Annotated in this window: 11 protein-coding genes; 5 read left to right on the forward strand and 6 right to left on the reverse strand. The window is 59.7% G+C overall.

Annotated features, from left to right (window positions below; all coding sequences use genetic code 11):
* Positions 1-21: 21 nt before the first annotated feature.
* The 6 genes from Q5H93_RS03990 to Q5H93_RS04015 all read right to left on the reverse strand — a co-directional run bounded on the left by Q5H93_RS03990 (position 22) and on the right by Q5H93_RS04015 (position 6,577).
* Complete coding sequence (locus Q5H93_RS03990) at positions 22-612, reverse strand: riboflavin synthase (protein WP_305005196.1); 591 nt, start codon at positions 610-612, stop codon at positions 22-24.
* A gap of 203 nt (positions 613-815) precedes the next feature.
* Complete coding sequence (locus Q5H93_RS03995; RefSeq protein ID WP_305005197.1) at positions 816-1,148, reverse strand: hypothetical protein; 333 nt, start codon at positions 1,146-1,148, stop codon at positions 816-818.
* Positions 1,149-1,289: 141 nt separating this feature from the next.
* A complete protein-coding gene (locus tag Q5H93_RS04000; RefSeq protein ID WP_305005198.1) occupies positions 1,290-2,936 on the reverse strand; it encodes a S8 family serine peptidase in 1,647 nt (548 codons plus the stop codon).
* A 49-nt stretch (positions 2,937-2,985) separates the two neighbouring features.
* Entirely contained in the window at positions 2,986-3,747 is a 762-nt protein-coding gene (locus Q5H93_RS04005; RefSeq protein WP_305005199.1) for a hypothetical protein, read from the reverse strand.
* Positions 3,748-3,785: 38 nt separating this feature from the next.
* Positions 3,786-4,943: a tRNA 2-thiouridine(34) synthase MnmA gene (mnmA, locus tag Q5H93_RS04010; RefSeq protein WP_305005200.1), complete on the reverse strand. Its 1,158-nt coding sequence runs from the start codon at positions 4,941-4,943 to the stop codon at positions 3,786-3,788.
* 128 nt (positions 4,944-5,071) lie between these two features.
* The gene (locus tag Q5H93_RS04015) at positions 5,072-6,577 is read right to left on the reverse strand and encodes a sugar transferase (RefSeq protein WP_305005201.1); all 1,506 of its coding nucleotides are present in this window, start codon (positions 6,575-6,577) and stop codon (positions 5,072-5,074) included.
* A 46-nt stretch (positions 6,578-6,623) separates the two neighbouring features.
* On the opposite strand from Q5H93_RS04015, the gene Q5H93_RS04020 reads away from it, so the two are divergent.
* The 5 genes from Q5H93_RS04020 to Q5H93_RS04040 all read left to right on the forward strand — a co-directional run bounded on the left by Q5H93_RS04020 (position 6,624) and on the right by Q5H93_RS04040 (position 13,490).
* Positions 6,624-7,319: a protein-L-isoaspartate(D-aspartate) O-methyltransferase gene (locus Q5H93_RS04020; RefSeq protein ID WP_305005202.1), complete on the forward strand. Its 696-nt coding sequence runs from the start codon at positions 6,624-6,626 to the stop codon at positions 7,317-7,319.
* A gap of 154 nt (positions 7,320-7,473) precedes the next feature.
* Positions 7,474-9,666 carry a M43 family zinc metalloprotease gene (locus Q5H93_RS04025; protein ID WP_305005203.1) on the forward strand — a complete coding sequence of 731 codons (2,193 nt, stop codon included), beginning with the start codon at positions 7,474-7,476 and terminating at the stop codon, positions 9,664-9,666.
* Positions 9,667-9,796: 130 nt separating this feature from the next.
* Positions 9,797-12,034, forward strand: coding sequence for a M43 family zinc metalloprotease (locus Q5H93_RS04030; RefSeq protein ID WP_305005204.1), 2,238 nt, complete (start codon positions 9,797-9,799; stop codon positions 12,032-12,034).
* Positions 12,035-12,234: 200 nt separating this feature from the next.
* The gene (locus Q5H93_RS04035) at positions 12,235-12,759 is read left to right on the forward strand and encodes an acyl-CoA thioesterase (RefSeq protein WP_305005205.1); all 525 of its coding nucleotides are present in this window, start codon (positions 12,235-12,237) and stop codon (positions 12,757-12,759) included.
* A 32-nt stretch (positions 12,760-12,791) separates the two neighbouring features.
* Positions 12,792-13,490 carry a hypothetical protein gene (locus Q5H93_RS04040; RefSeq protein WP_305005206.1) on the forward strand — a complete coding sequence of 233 codons (699 nt, stop codon included), beginning with the start codon at positions 12,792-12,794 and terminating at the stop codon, positions 13,488-13,490.
* Positions 13,491-13,531: the final 41 nt, after the last annotated feature.

The raw sequence follows: 13,531 nt of genomic DNA on the forward strand, positions 1-13,531 counted from the left end.
TCCCTTTCTGAACATGGCTGCCTACCGCCCCAGTAGCTTTGCCACGTATTTGCCCACGATGTCGAACTCCAGATTCACTGTGTCGCCGGCCCGCAGCTGGTGGAAGTTGGTGTGCTCGTGGGTGTAGGGAATGATGGCCACCGTGAAGCCGTCGTCGGTGCTGTCGAAGCAGGTCAGGCTGGTGCCATTCACGCAGATGGAGCCTTTCTCGACCGTCACGCGGCCCGGCCCGGCCTCGTGCTGAAAGCGGTAGAGCCAGGAGCCGTTTTCATCCTGCACGCTCACGCAGCGGGCTGTCAAATCGACGTGGCCCTGCACGATGTGGCCGTCGAAGCGGCCGTTGGCGGCCAGGCAGCGCTCCAGGTTCACGCGGCGGCCGGGCTGCCAACTGGCCAGGTTGGTTTTGAGAATGGTTTCGTGAATGGCCGTCACGACGTGGGTGCCGGCCATGCCGTCCACAACCACTACGGTAAGGCACACGCCGTCGTGCGCCACGCTCTGGTCGATTTTCAGCTCGTGCGCGAAGGCCGAGGCAACGGTGAAATGGTAATTGGTGCCCTCGGTGCGCACCTCCTGAATGGTGCCGAGGCCTTCGACAATGCCGGTAAACATAAATTCCAGATTTTAGACCAAGCAGCTCCGCTGAGCTTTGCTTAAGCTGATTGCACGAAGGCGAACGGCTTGTTTTATGCTGCAAAGAACGGACGTCTGCTGTCATCCTTAACGCAGGGAAGCATCTTATCACGCTCGAACAACTTGTTCCGGCGTGATAAGATGCTTCCCTGTGTGGCCGCCAGATGCGGTATGACAGAGGTTTACTTATCGTTCTTATCAAACGGGCGCCAGTCGAGCTCGCCGCCGTTGCCGCCTTCTTTTTTGCGCAGGAACACGGTTTGGTCGTCGTCTTCGCGCTTGCCGAAGGTAACGTCGGCGCGGCAGTCGCGGCACTTCACCGATGTGTACTTGAACTTGCCCTGGGCCACGCGGCTGGTCAGGTCGAGGTTATCGGAGCCACAGATGCCGCAGGCGGGCACGTCGGCAAAGCTCAGGCGCTCGTATTCAGCCACGGTTTCGTGAAAGGTGTTGCCGCTGACGGTGAAGTGAAACTGGCGGCGCCCGATGCGCTTGGTGGTCATCATTTGCAGCATGATTCTGACAAAAATTTTAGTGAGTGATTGATGGTTTAAAATTAGCCAAAATAACTAGCAAATCCAAGCTAAAATAACTGGCAAGCCAATAAAAAAAGGGCGCCTGCCGGGCGCCCTTTTTTTATTGTTAAACGCATGCTGCTACTTCCGCACAAACTGAACGGACTGCTTGTCCTTGCCATAAATTATCTGACAGATATACAACCCCTTGGCGATACCCGGCAACGGTAGCTGCTCCACTGCAGCGGCGGCCGTCACCTCACGAGTGGTCACCAGCCGCCCGCGCGAGTCGATGATGCGTACCTGCAGGGGCTGCCCGCGCAAATTCAGCGGCACGGTCATTTGCAGCATGCCGTCATCAGTGGGGTTTGGGTACACGGCGAAGGGCGTATCGCCCGGCTCGGGCGTGGGCGGCTTCAGGGTCTTGGCAAAGGTGTTGGCGCCCGTAAAGTTGGGCAAGCCGTACCCCAGACTGCTATTTGGCGTGCCGGGCTGCGACGAAGTGCTGCTCAGGGCCTGAATTATCTGTTGCGCCGTGAGGGTCGGATTGGCCTGCCAGACCCCCGCAATCATACCCGCCAGAATAGGACAGGCAAACGAAGTGCCCGAACCGCGCACCACGTTGCCGGCCGGCGAAAGCACCGCCGAATTCAATCCCATTGACACCAAAGTGGGCTTTACCCGCCCGTCGGCCGTCGGCCCATACGAGCTGAACGATGCCCGGCGCCCCATCGAATCTACCGCTCCTACCGTCATGATGGAGTCGGCATCAGCCGGAGCCGTGATATAACGCCAGGCCGAATTTCCTTCATTGCCGGCGGCACTAACCACCAGCATTCCTACCCGGGCCGCCATGGTAGCGGCCCGCGTGGAAATGGCCGTGTGGCCGTTCATATCGGCATACACGTAGCTAGTCGAAGGGGCGTCGAACTCCGAGTAACCCAGGGAGGAGCTGATGATATCCACCCCGACGGAATCGGCATACTCGGCAGCGGCCAACCAGTTTGCTTCCTCTACCGGGTGCTCCGAACTGGCATCCTCGGTGATGCAGAGGTAAAACGAAGCCTTCGGCGCAGTACCGATGTAAAAGCCCTCGCGGTTGCCCGCAATGGTCGACAGACAGTTGGTGCCGTGGTTATTACGCAGGTAAACGCTTTTATTACCATCCACGAAGTTGCGGGTGCCCAGCACCCGGTTCTCGGCAAAAAGATGCGCCAGCGCCGGAATCTGGTCCACGCCGGGGAATCCGGCATCGAAGACGGCAATCTGCATGCCCTCGCCGCGGAAGCCGGCATCGTGCATGGCGATGGCCCCAATCAGGTCATTCTGCTTGAAAGCGGGGCCGTACTGGGCACGCGTGCCAGCAGTACGGTTAGCGGTATTGGCGGCGGGTGTGGGCGTGCTGCCCCGGTAAGGTTTGGGATTTTTGCTCAGAGTCTGGGCCTGGCGCACACTGGGCAGCGCCGCAATGGCCCGTAGCGCAGTGGAGTCGCAGGATACCACGGCGCTATTGAACCAGCGGGAGGTATACAGCAGCCGTACGCCCGCCACGCCACGCACCTGGGCCACGTAGCTGGGGTTCACGGGCAGGTCGCGGGCCACTACGGCAATGTTTTGCCGGGAGCGCCGCGCCAGCGCCCGGGCCGACAAAAACTCCTGCGGCCGGCTGACGGCGTAAGGCGAGTTGGCCTTATCGCGGAAATACACGAGATGGCGGCGCACCACTCCCTGTGCAACGGCCGGGCGGGCAGCCAGCCCCAGCAGCAAAGCCAGGGGAAGAGCAAGCAAAAAAGTTGGTTTCATTCGAAATAGAAGGGCAGCCGGGCAGTTGGGTTGCTTACAGCGGGCCGTAGTCAATCAGGAGTTCGTAGCGGGAATTGCCGCGAAAGATGTAATCCGGTGATGGAGTATAAGTCGGGTCGTCGGTACCGAAATAATAACTCCGGCGGCGCCGCATCACGGGCCCTATTTCCCTGGCATACACCTGTTGATACTGCTTAAGGTAGTAAAGGTCTTCTGCAAACAAGTCTGAATTGCTTCCTTCGTTGCGCGTAATGAGCGTTTTCGGGTAGGATTTGGTGGGCAGGCCGCGCGGAGCAAGGGTCAGCGGCTGGCCAACGCGGTGGTAGCGCCGATTAACATCGATGCTGGTATCAGGACTGCTGCCGTCATAAATGAACTGGTTCCAGCCCTGGTTGTCCCGCACCGGAAAAATCAGTTCCACCGTGCGGCGGTTATCCCGCAGCAGGGTAACTGTTTCGTTCGTAAAAGTCAGCGTGTACACGCTGTCATTCACCCAGGCATCGGTAGGCAGGGCGCGCCGCGACCGCACTACGCGGAAAGACTTTTCCCCGCTGGCATTGCGGAATGTATCGACGAGGGCCTCGCGCAGCTGAAAGCTCTTCACGGTAGCCCGGCCGGCGGTCCAGGCCGTATCGACCACCGCATAGGTGCGCTGCGTATTGATGACCAACGGATAATACTCTACCCCAGACTCAAAGGGAGGAACGAATTCCTGGTCCTTATTACAGCCCAGCAAGCCGGCTGCCAGCAACAGCCCGCCCCCCGCCAGCTTCCCCAAACGCGACAAGATGTTCATAAGTCGAAAAAAAAAACAACGGCAGTAAGCTGGTTCTGTTATGCCGGCTGACCGGCTGCAGCCGCAAAAGGTACGGGAATTTCACCGATTATGTGACGTTTAATCCAGCCCCCCCCCAGCACGTCGCGCCCATCGTAGAACACGGCCGCCTGCCCCGGCGTGATGGCGTGCACTGCCTCCTCGAAATACACGCGCACCTCTTCCCCCACCTGCTCCAAAAAAGCCGGCGAACCGTCGTGGTTATAACGCACTTTCACCACGGCCGGCACCAGACCGCGCCCTTCCAGGGTGGCATATTTGCCGGGGTTCAGCTGGCCTACCACCGTAAAGGTGCTGGCCAGCTCGTCGTAGTTACCGAGCACTACTTCGTTGGTATCTGGTCTGATTTCGAGCACGAAAGCCGGGTAGCCCAGCGCCACGCCCAGCCCTTTGCGCTGTCCGATGGTGTAGAACGGGTAGCCCTCGTGCTTGCCGATAACGCGGCCGGTTTTGGTCACGAAATTGCCGCCGGTCACGCGGGCTTCGAGGCCCGGCACGCGGCGGCGCAGGAAACTACGATAGTCATTATCAGGAATGAAGCAGATTTCGTAGCTCTCGGGCTTGTTCACCAGCTCAGTGAAGCCGCGGCGCCGCGCCTCATCATAGATTTCGGTTTTGCGCATGCCGCCCAGCGGGAACATCGTGCGGCTCAGGCTTTCCTGGCTTACGCCCCAGAGAGCATAGCTTTGGTCTTTGTTTTCGTCGAGGCCTTTGCTCACCACGTAGCGGCCATCTTCCTGGCGCACATTGGCATAGTGGCCGGTGGCAATATACTGGCAGCCGAGCTGGTCGGCCCGGCGCAGCAGGGCATCCCACTTGATGTGAGTGTTGCAGAGCACGCAGGGATTGGGCGTGCGCCCGGCCAGGTACTCGTCGGTGAAGTTGTTGATAACGAAGTCACCAAACTCGTCGCGAATATCGATGATGTAGTGCGGAAAGCCCAGCTGCACCGCAATTTCGCGGGCATCGTTGATGCTGTCGAGCGAGCAGCAGCCGGTCTCTTTTTTCGAGCCGCCGGCCGAGGCATAGTCCCAGGTTTTCATGGTCATGCCCACTACTTCATAGCCTTGCTCGTGCAGCAATACGGCCGCTACGCTGCTATCAATACCCCCGCTCATGGCGACGAGGACGCGTCCTTTCGTTGTCTCAGTATTCATTATGGTTGTGCAATTCACCCGGAGCTTGAAAGGTTCCGGCCGGCGGATGCAAAGGTACGCGGCAGTGGTTAGTGATTAATGGTTAATGACGTTCTGGGTATTCACCATTAACCATTAATCACTAACCATTATTTCCCTCGCCCTTCCACAATGATTTTCAGCGTGTAGAGCAGCACCCTAAAGTCCATTGCCAAGCTCATGTTCTCGATGTATAGGATATCGAACTTGAGCCGCTCTACCATTTGCTCCACCGTTTCGGCGTAGCCGTACTTCACTTGTCCCAAAGAAGTTAGCCCGGGCCGCACGCGGTGAAGGTGGCGGTAGTGCGGCGCTATTTTCACAATTTTATCGATGAAGAACTGCCGCTCCGGACGGGGCCCGACGATGCTCATCTCGCCCTTGAGTACGTTCCAGAACTGGGGCAGCTCATCGAGGCGCACTTTGCGCATGAAGCGGCCCCAGCGCGTGATGCGCGGGTCGTGGTCGGAGCTCAGAGCCGGTCCCATCTTCTCCGCATCCACAAACATCGAGCGGAACTTGATGATGCGGAAGGGTTCCCCTTGCCGCCCAATGCGCTCCTGGCGGTAAAATACCGGCCCCGGTGACGACAGCTTCACCATAATAGCCGTGAAGGCATACACCGGCCAGGCCAGCATCAGAAACAGCGCTGAACCACCAATATCAATCAAGCGCTTGACCATCACCTGCCACACGGGTAGCAGGTCCTGCTTTATTTCGATGAGCGGCGTACCAAACAGGTGGTTTACCTTCACCGAGCCCAGCAGCATCTGGTACAAATCAGGCAGGATGCTGATGCGCACGGGCATGCCATCCAGCAGGGTTAGAATATCCTGAATGAGACGATGCTCACTAGGCTCGATGGCGATGACAACCTGCTCCAGCTTCAGAGTTTGCACCAAGGCTGGCAGGTCGCGGTAAGAGCTTTGCGCGGTCAGCGTGGCCGCCAGTTCGGCGTCGATGGTTTCGCCTACCGGCGCAAACCCAACCAGCCGTAGTCCCAGGTGCCGGCCGGTACGCTGCAGTTCGCGGAACGTTTCGAGTGCCAAGGCATTAGAGCCTACCAGCAGCGTGGGGAAGAAAATACGGCCTTGCCGAATGAGACGCTGCACACTGCTCACGGCAGTGGTGCGCAGGATGGCCGTAATGATGAAATGGACGATAAAATAAGCCGTAAACGTCTTATAGTAAGCCTTGTAATTACTCACACCCTGGTCGTCGAGCAACAGGGCGAAGAAGATGACCACTGCCCCCAGCACCGACACCCGGGCCAGCCGGATAATTTCGGCTAGGCGCGATTTGCGGTAGATGTCGCGGTATTCGCCGAGCAGGGCGTAGAGGGCCGTCCAGAAAGTAGCGATGAAAACAGCCGAGCCGCTCAGCTCGAACAGCACCCCTTCGGTAAACTGATAACCAGTCAGCTCATCAAGCAGATACTTGCGCAGGAGAAAAAAGCAGAACCACGCCAATAACGCCGCCAGAAAATCGGCGGCCACGAGCTTGAGGTATTGAAAACGGCGAATCAGCTGCAAAACGGCGGGCGGCGTGTTATTTTCGCGGCAAGGAGTAGCTGCCGGGCCGCGAGGCGCAAAGGTAGTGCCCCGGGCGGTTGTCAATTTTCAAGCCGGATATTTCGCCCACATCCCCTGCACCCACCACCGAATGGCGGTTCCTTCTCCTGCTCCTTCTGTTCCGCCATCGCTCGAAGATGGCTACCGGCACCGGGGCCAGCGCCGGGCGCTGGTGCGCGAGCTGCGCCAGAAAGGTATTCACGACGAGCGGGTGCTGACGGCCATTGCCGGGGTGCCGCGCCATCTTTTTTTTGACCCTGCCTTCGAAGTCCACGCCTACCAGGACAAAGCCTTTCCCATTGGTGAGGGTCAGACGATTTCGCAGCCTTATACAGTTGCCTTTCAAACCCAACTGCTGAATATCGAGCCCACCCACCGGGTGCTGGAAGTGGGCACCGGCTCGGGCTACCAGTGCGCAGTGCTGTTGCGGCTCACCTCTCACGTTCAGAGCATTGAGCTAAGCCCGGTGCTGTTTGAGCGCACGCGGCAGCGGCAGGCAGCGCTGGGGCTGCAAGGGGCCGGGCTGCACTGCGGCGACGGCTCGCTGGGCCTGCCCGCGCACGCGCCGTACGACCGTATTCTGGTGACGGCCGGGGCGCCGGGCCTGCCGCCGGCGCTGCTGCGGCAGCTGCGTATTGGCGGACAACTCATTATTCCAGTGGGCGATGCCCAGCTACAGCAGATGCTACGCGTCACCCGCGAGGGCCTCGAGTCTTTTGTCCGCGAAGAGTTTGAAGCCTTCCGCTTTGTGCCCTTGCGCGGGGCCGAGGGCTGGCGGAGTTCGTAACTAACTGGAACGTTTTGGATTCGTCGGCGGGTTGCCGGTATAATTCTGCTTTTTAGTGTTCGGTGCCAGGTTAATTTGTCCGGATACCTGACACCGACCACCCACACTCTGACTCATTACCAAGGCCGGCTAAGGCTTGCTCCACAATTGCTTCATGCTTCGACGCTTACTAATCCTCTCGCTAAGCCTGTTATCCCTCAGTGCTCTGGCTCAGAGTCCCTCTCAACCCGTCTCCTTACGCCGCCCCTACCCCGAGCATCAGGTGGGTTTCCGCTGTGCCTTCGACAGCGTGCAGCAGGCGGCCTTTCGGCGGGAGCCGGGCTCGGAGGCCCGCTACAAGGAGTTTCTGCGGGCGGCCATGCAGCTGAGCCCGGTGGAACAGGCGCGGCTGCTGGCTCAGCCCGATGTGACGGTGCCGGTGGTGATGCACGTCATCCACACCGGCGGGGCTGATAATATTTCCGACGCGCAAATTTATGATGCCCTACGCATTGTCAATCAGGATTTTGGCAAGCGCAACCCCGACACGATGAACGTCATTGCGCCCTTCCGGGCGCGCTACGCTAACGTTGGTTTCCAGTTTCGCCTGGCGAAGCTCGACCCCAATGGCAACTGCACGACGGGCATCACCCGCACCTACTCGACGGACACTAACATCGGCGACGACCGGGTGAAGGCTCTCATTACCTGGGACCAGGCGCGCTACCTTAATATCTGGATTACGACCAACGCCAACGGCGCGGGCGGCTATGCTTACCTGCCCTGTTCGGGCGGCGTCGGTGATGGCATTGTTATCCGCTCGGCGCAGTTTGGCAGCATCGGACAAAGCAACAGTGGCAACTTTTCGATGCGCTCCCTTACCCACGAAATCGGCCATTATTTTGGCCTGCCGCACACCTGGGGGGGCACCAACACCCCCGGCCTGGCCAGCAACTGTGGCATCGACGATGGCGTTACCGATACGCCCAACACCACTGGCATTCTGGGCGGCTGCGACCTGACTTTCTCGCCCTGCAGCGATGCCGGCGGCCGCCCTATTCTGTCGAACGTGCAGAATTACATGGATTACTCAGGTTGCACCTGCATGTTCACCACCGGCCAGCGCACCGTGATGCGTAGTGCGCTGCAACTCTCTTGCCGCGACCAGCTTACTTCGCCTACCAACCTGCTGGCTACTGGCACCAACGATGGGTTCATCGGTAGCCCATGCGCCCCAGCGGTGGCCTTCCGCCCCTTTGAAACACGGATTTGCGAAGGTGGCACCGTTACGTTTACCGAATACTCTTACAACGCCGACCTGACGACGTCAAATACTACGTTCAGTTGGAGCTTCCCGGGCGGCTCGCCCACTACTTCTACGGCCCGGCAGCCCACGGTCACCTACGCCACTGGCGGCCTTTACGATGTTACGCTGACCGTGACAACTGCCAATGGGCTGAGCAGCAGCCTTACTATTCCACAGTTGATTCAAGTTATTGGAGTTAATAGCGGGCTGAGCACGCCGATAGCTGAGTCATTTGAAAATCAGTCATTTCCCAACAATTTTGCCGTAGGCGACCTGCGCAACTGGGAATCAACTTCTACCTCAACCTCCGGGCTGGCCCGCTGGCAGCGCCTGCCTGCGGTTGCCAGCCGCCTGGTACCCAGCGACGGCGCGGCTTGCGTGGCCGTGCGTAGCAGCCAGCTGCCCAACAATACTATCACGCGGTTGACCTCGCCCAATATCGACCTGAGCGGCTTCAGTGCCGCCAACCCGCCGGTAGTGGTTTTTGACCGCGCTTACGCGTTGCGCCCGAGCGGCGGCGTTGATAATCTGCAGGTTCAATTTAGCAACGATTGTGGGGTGACCTGGCTAACCCGGGCTTCGTTTGGGCCGCAGCCGTTGAACACGATGGACACGCTGCGCTCGATAAACTACTCCCCCACCAGCCTCAGCGACTGGAAGCCGCTGAGCGTAACCGTACCCGCCAGCGACATCAGTTCGCGCTTCCAGCTGCGTTTTCAGCTGACTAGTCGTCAGGGCAACACTTTTTACCTCGACCACGTGCGCGTGGGCGCCCTGCCCGCCGCCACCCAGGCGGCCGAAGCCGCCCGCTACGGCTTGCACCTCTACCCCAACCCTCGCACGGCCGAAACAGCTGTGCATCTGACCTTACCCGCTGCCGCCACGGTGCAGCTGGAGCTGCGCGACGCGCTGGGCCGCCTGGTAGCCAGCACGCCGGCTAGCCGCTATGGCGCGGGCGAGCAGCGCCTGCTGCTACCGTGCAACTCTCTGCCAACCGGCTTGTATTTGGTGCAGGCCGTGGTCAATAATACTCGGATAACCACCAAGCTGGTGGTGCAGTAATTAGCCCGACCAGCGGTTTTCATGTAATCTTAATCCCCTGAAAGTCGCAACGATTGTATCTTTAGGGGCGGCAAATTCTGGCATCGTCGGGCTTGGCCGTCCGTTATTCCCCTCACCCTCCTTCTTTTTCATGTTCAAAAAACTGTTACCCACTCTAGCCGTAGCGGCACTGGGCTTGCTGGGTTCGGCCCCGGCAGCCCTGGCCCAAGGCGACGACCTGCCGCGCACCTGCGATTATGACAATCAGCAGCGCCAGTACTTCCAGGCCCACCCCGAGGCTGAGCGCGCGTACTATGACCTACTGCGCCGGGCCGACCAGCTGGCGCAAACCGCTACGAACGAGCAGCTACGAGTGCTGCCCGACGTGACAGTGCCCGTGGTTATCCACGTGCTCTACACTAACCCGGCCAGCAACATCACCGACCGTCAAATCAATGACGCCTTGGAGGTTGTCAACCTCGATTTCAGCAAGCGGAATGCTGATACCGCCAGCATCATTCCGGCGTTTCAGAGCCGGATTGCCAACGTGGGCTTCCAGTTCCGCCTGGCCAAGCTCGACCCCAACGGCAACTGCACTACCGGCATCACCCGGCACTACACCGCCGAGTCGGATTACGGCACTGCGGGCGTAACCAATGTGGTGTATTGGGACCGCACCAAGTACCTGAACATTTGGATTGTCGATGACATTGCCAGCGGTGCCGGGGGCTACACCTTCGGTGGTGCTGCCACCTGCCCGGCCAACGATGGCATTGTGCTGCGCATCTCGCAGTTTGGCCCCAATACGCGCTGCACCGCCAACCTGTGCCGCCGCTCCCTCACCCACGAAATCGGCCACTACTTCGGCCTGCCCCACACCTGGGGACCGTCGAACACGCCCGGCCTGATTAACGGCAGCACGGCCACCAACTGCGCCACCGACGACGGTGTTTCTGACACGCCCAACACGGCGGGCTATTCGCAAGGCTCGGTTATCAACGGCGTTGTATTGGGCCAGTGCACCACTACCTACTCGCCCTGCACCGATTCGGGTGGGCGTCCGATTCTGTCCAACGTTCAGAATTTCATGGACTATGCCGACTGCGAGATGATGTTTACCCTGGGCCAGCGGACGCTGATGCGCTCGGTGGTAACGGGCTGCCGCGCACCGCTGGTGTCGCAGGCCAACCTTATTGCCACCGGCACCAACGACGGTTTTGTAGCCCCTGCCTGCACCCCGATTGCCAGCTTCCTGCCCAGCGCGCTCACGGTATGCGCCGGCACGGCCATTTCGTTGCGCGACTACTCGTACAACTACGCGGCAGCTGGCGGCGCGGTGACGTACAGCTGGTCGTTCCCCGGCGGCACTCCGGCTACCGCAACCGGCATCACCGCCTCGGTAACTTACGCCACTCCTGGCATTTACACCATCACCGAAACAGTAAGCAACTCGGTTGGCAGCAGCGTAGATACGCGCTTTATCAAAGTTGAAGGCCCTGGCGCCGGCGAGCTGGCTCCCTATATCGAGTCGTTCGAAAACGCCAGCTTCCCATTCAACTACCCCGAGCCGTCGTTGCGCAACTGGCTGGTAGCCGGCAATCAGGCCAGCGGCCTGCCGGTAATTCCGCAGGCTAGCGGCGTCATCAACAGCCGCTGGCAGCGGCAGACGCAGCAGGTAGCCGCCGATGGTGCAGCTTCTCTGATTGTGCGTAATGTCTCCCTTCCCATTGCTGCCGTCAGCACGCTCTACACGCCCAATATCGACCTTTCGACCACGCCGCCCAACCAGCCTTCAACCCTCGATTTCAGCCGCTTCTTCAATCCCCGCAATCCGGGCGGCGACGAAAAGCTTACCATTGCCTTCAGCTCGGACTGCGGCGCTACCTGGTCGACGCCCATCACCTACAATTCGACGGCGCTGACGGTCACTACCTCCTCAAACGCCACTCCTGGGTCGCCATCCGACTGGCAGGATATTTCGGTAGTTATTCCGGCAGCTTTCCAGCGTAGCCCCCGCTTCAAGGTGCGCTTTCAGTTCACGAACAACACCGTGACGGCTACTAACAACTTCTTCTTCGACAACCTGCGCGTGTCGCGGGTGCTCGGCACGCACTCGGCAGCGCTGCAGCAGCGTGGCATCAGCGTGCAGCCCAACCCGTACACCAACGAAACAGCTGTTAGCCTGGAGCTCTCCAGCCGCACCGAAGTGCAAGTAAGCCTGACCGACCTGCTGGGCCGCACTGTGATGACGCTGCCCGCCAAGACCTACAACCTTGGCAAGCAGACCATCACGCTGAACCCCAACGGCCGGGCCCTGAGCCCCGGCATTTACGTGGTCCGCATCAGCCTGGAAGGCAAAACATATTCCAGCAAGCTGACCGTGGAGTAAGTTAAAAGCAGAGCGCTACAAGTTAAAATTGACTCAATCTGGTTTTTAACCAGTAAATCTCAAGCATTAACTCTTCTACAAAACGCCCCGTCCTCTCATGGTCGGGGCGTTTTTTGTTTAGGCCCCGCCCCCGCCGGCCGTACCTTTGCCAGACATCTGGGCCTGCCTGCCCGCGGCCCATTCACCAACCTGCCGACTTCGTGCGTAAGCAAAAACCTGCCTCCGACTCTTTCGTCATCATGACCGAGCTGGTGCTCCCCAACGACACCAATACCCTCAACAACCTGATGGGCGGCCGCATGATGCACCTGATGGACATCGCCGCCGCCATCGCAGCCCAAAAGCACTCCAACCGCATCGTCGTCACGGCTTCGGTCGATAACGTGTCGTTTCGGGATGCCATCCGGCTGGGCAACGTGGTGACACTGCAGGCGCAGGTGACGCGAGCTTTCAGCTCCAGCATGGAAGTGCACATCGACGTGTGGGCCGAGGACATCCCCAGCGGCACCAAAATGAAAACCAACGAGGCCTTCTTCACCTTTGTGGCCGTCGACCAGTCGGGCCGGCCCATCGACGTGCCCGAAGTGCTGCCTGAAACACCCGAGGAAATCAAGCTCTACGAGGGCGCCCTGCGCCGCCGCCAGCTGCGCCTGGTGCTGGCGGGCCGCATGAAACCCACCGAGGCTCAGGAACTGCGCGCGCTGTTTGAGCTGAGCGAAAAATAGCCCCTACGTCGCCTCTATTACCACCTGATTGTATGGATTCTGGCAAGCTGGCCTTTCTGCAGAACTTCTACACCGACGTGACGCTCTACGTGCCTGCCGAGGCGGAAGTAGCTTTGGCGGTAGCCGCCCCTGCGCCGGCGACTCCGGCGGCGGCCCCACCCCCGACAGCCTCGTCGGCTGCTTTACCGGTGGCGGCGCCCGTTGCTCCGGCCGTGGCGCTAGTGCCGCAAGCGACTACTGTGCCCGCCCCCCCGGCTACTACCGCGCCCGTTTCTGAGCTGGCTACGCCGCCCGCTCCTACCGAGGCGGCTCCTCTTCCGGCGGCGCTACACACCACTTTCAGCACCTTGGGCAGCAATGCACAAGGCGTAGTGCTACTGGTGCGCCTGACGCCTGAGCAGTTTCAGAAGCTTCCCCGCAACGTATTTCTCAACAAGCTTCTGCAGGCTATTGGCCTGGTAATGGCGGATGTGGTGCTGGTGAACGTGGAGCACGAAAAGCTACCGGTTGCCTTAGTAAACCTGCGTCAGCAGCTGGCGGCTACCCGCGTGCTCGCTTTCGGCCGCTACCTGCTCGACATAACGGTGCGCAACACGCAGATTTACGAGCCGGTGCAGTTTCCTAGCCAGAATTTAGGATATCTGGCCTCGGCCGATGTCGAAATGGTAGAATATGATGTCAGCCTGAAAAAACGGTTGTGGACAGGCTTACAACGCATGTTTCTGCAGTAAGCGGCACCTAATTCTCAGTGTCAGACAACAAAAAAGCCCGC

This window comes from Hymenobacter aranciens, from assembly GCF_030580865.1.
GTDB lineage: Bacteria > Bacteroidota > Bacteroidia > Cytophagales > Hymenobacteraceae > Hymenobacter > Hymenobacter aranciens.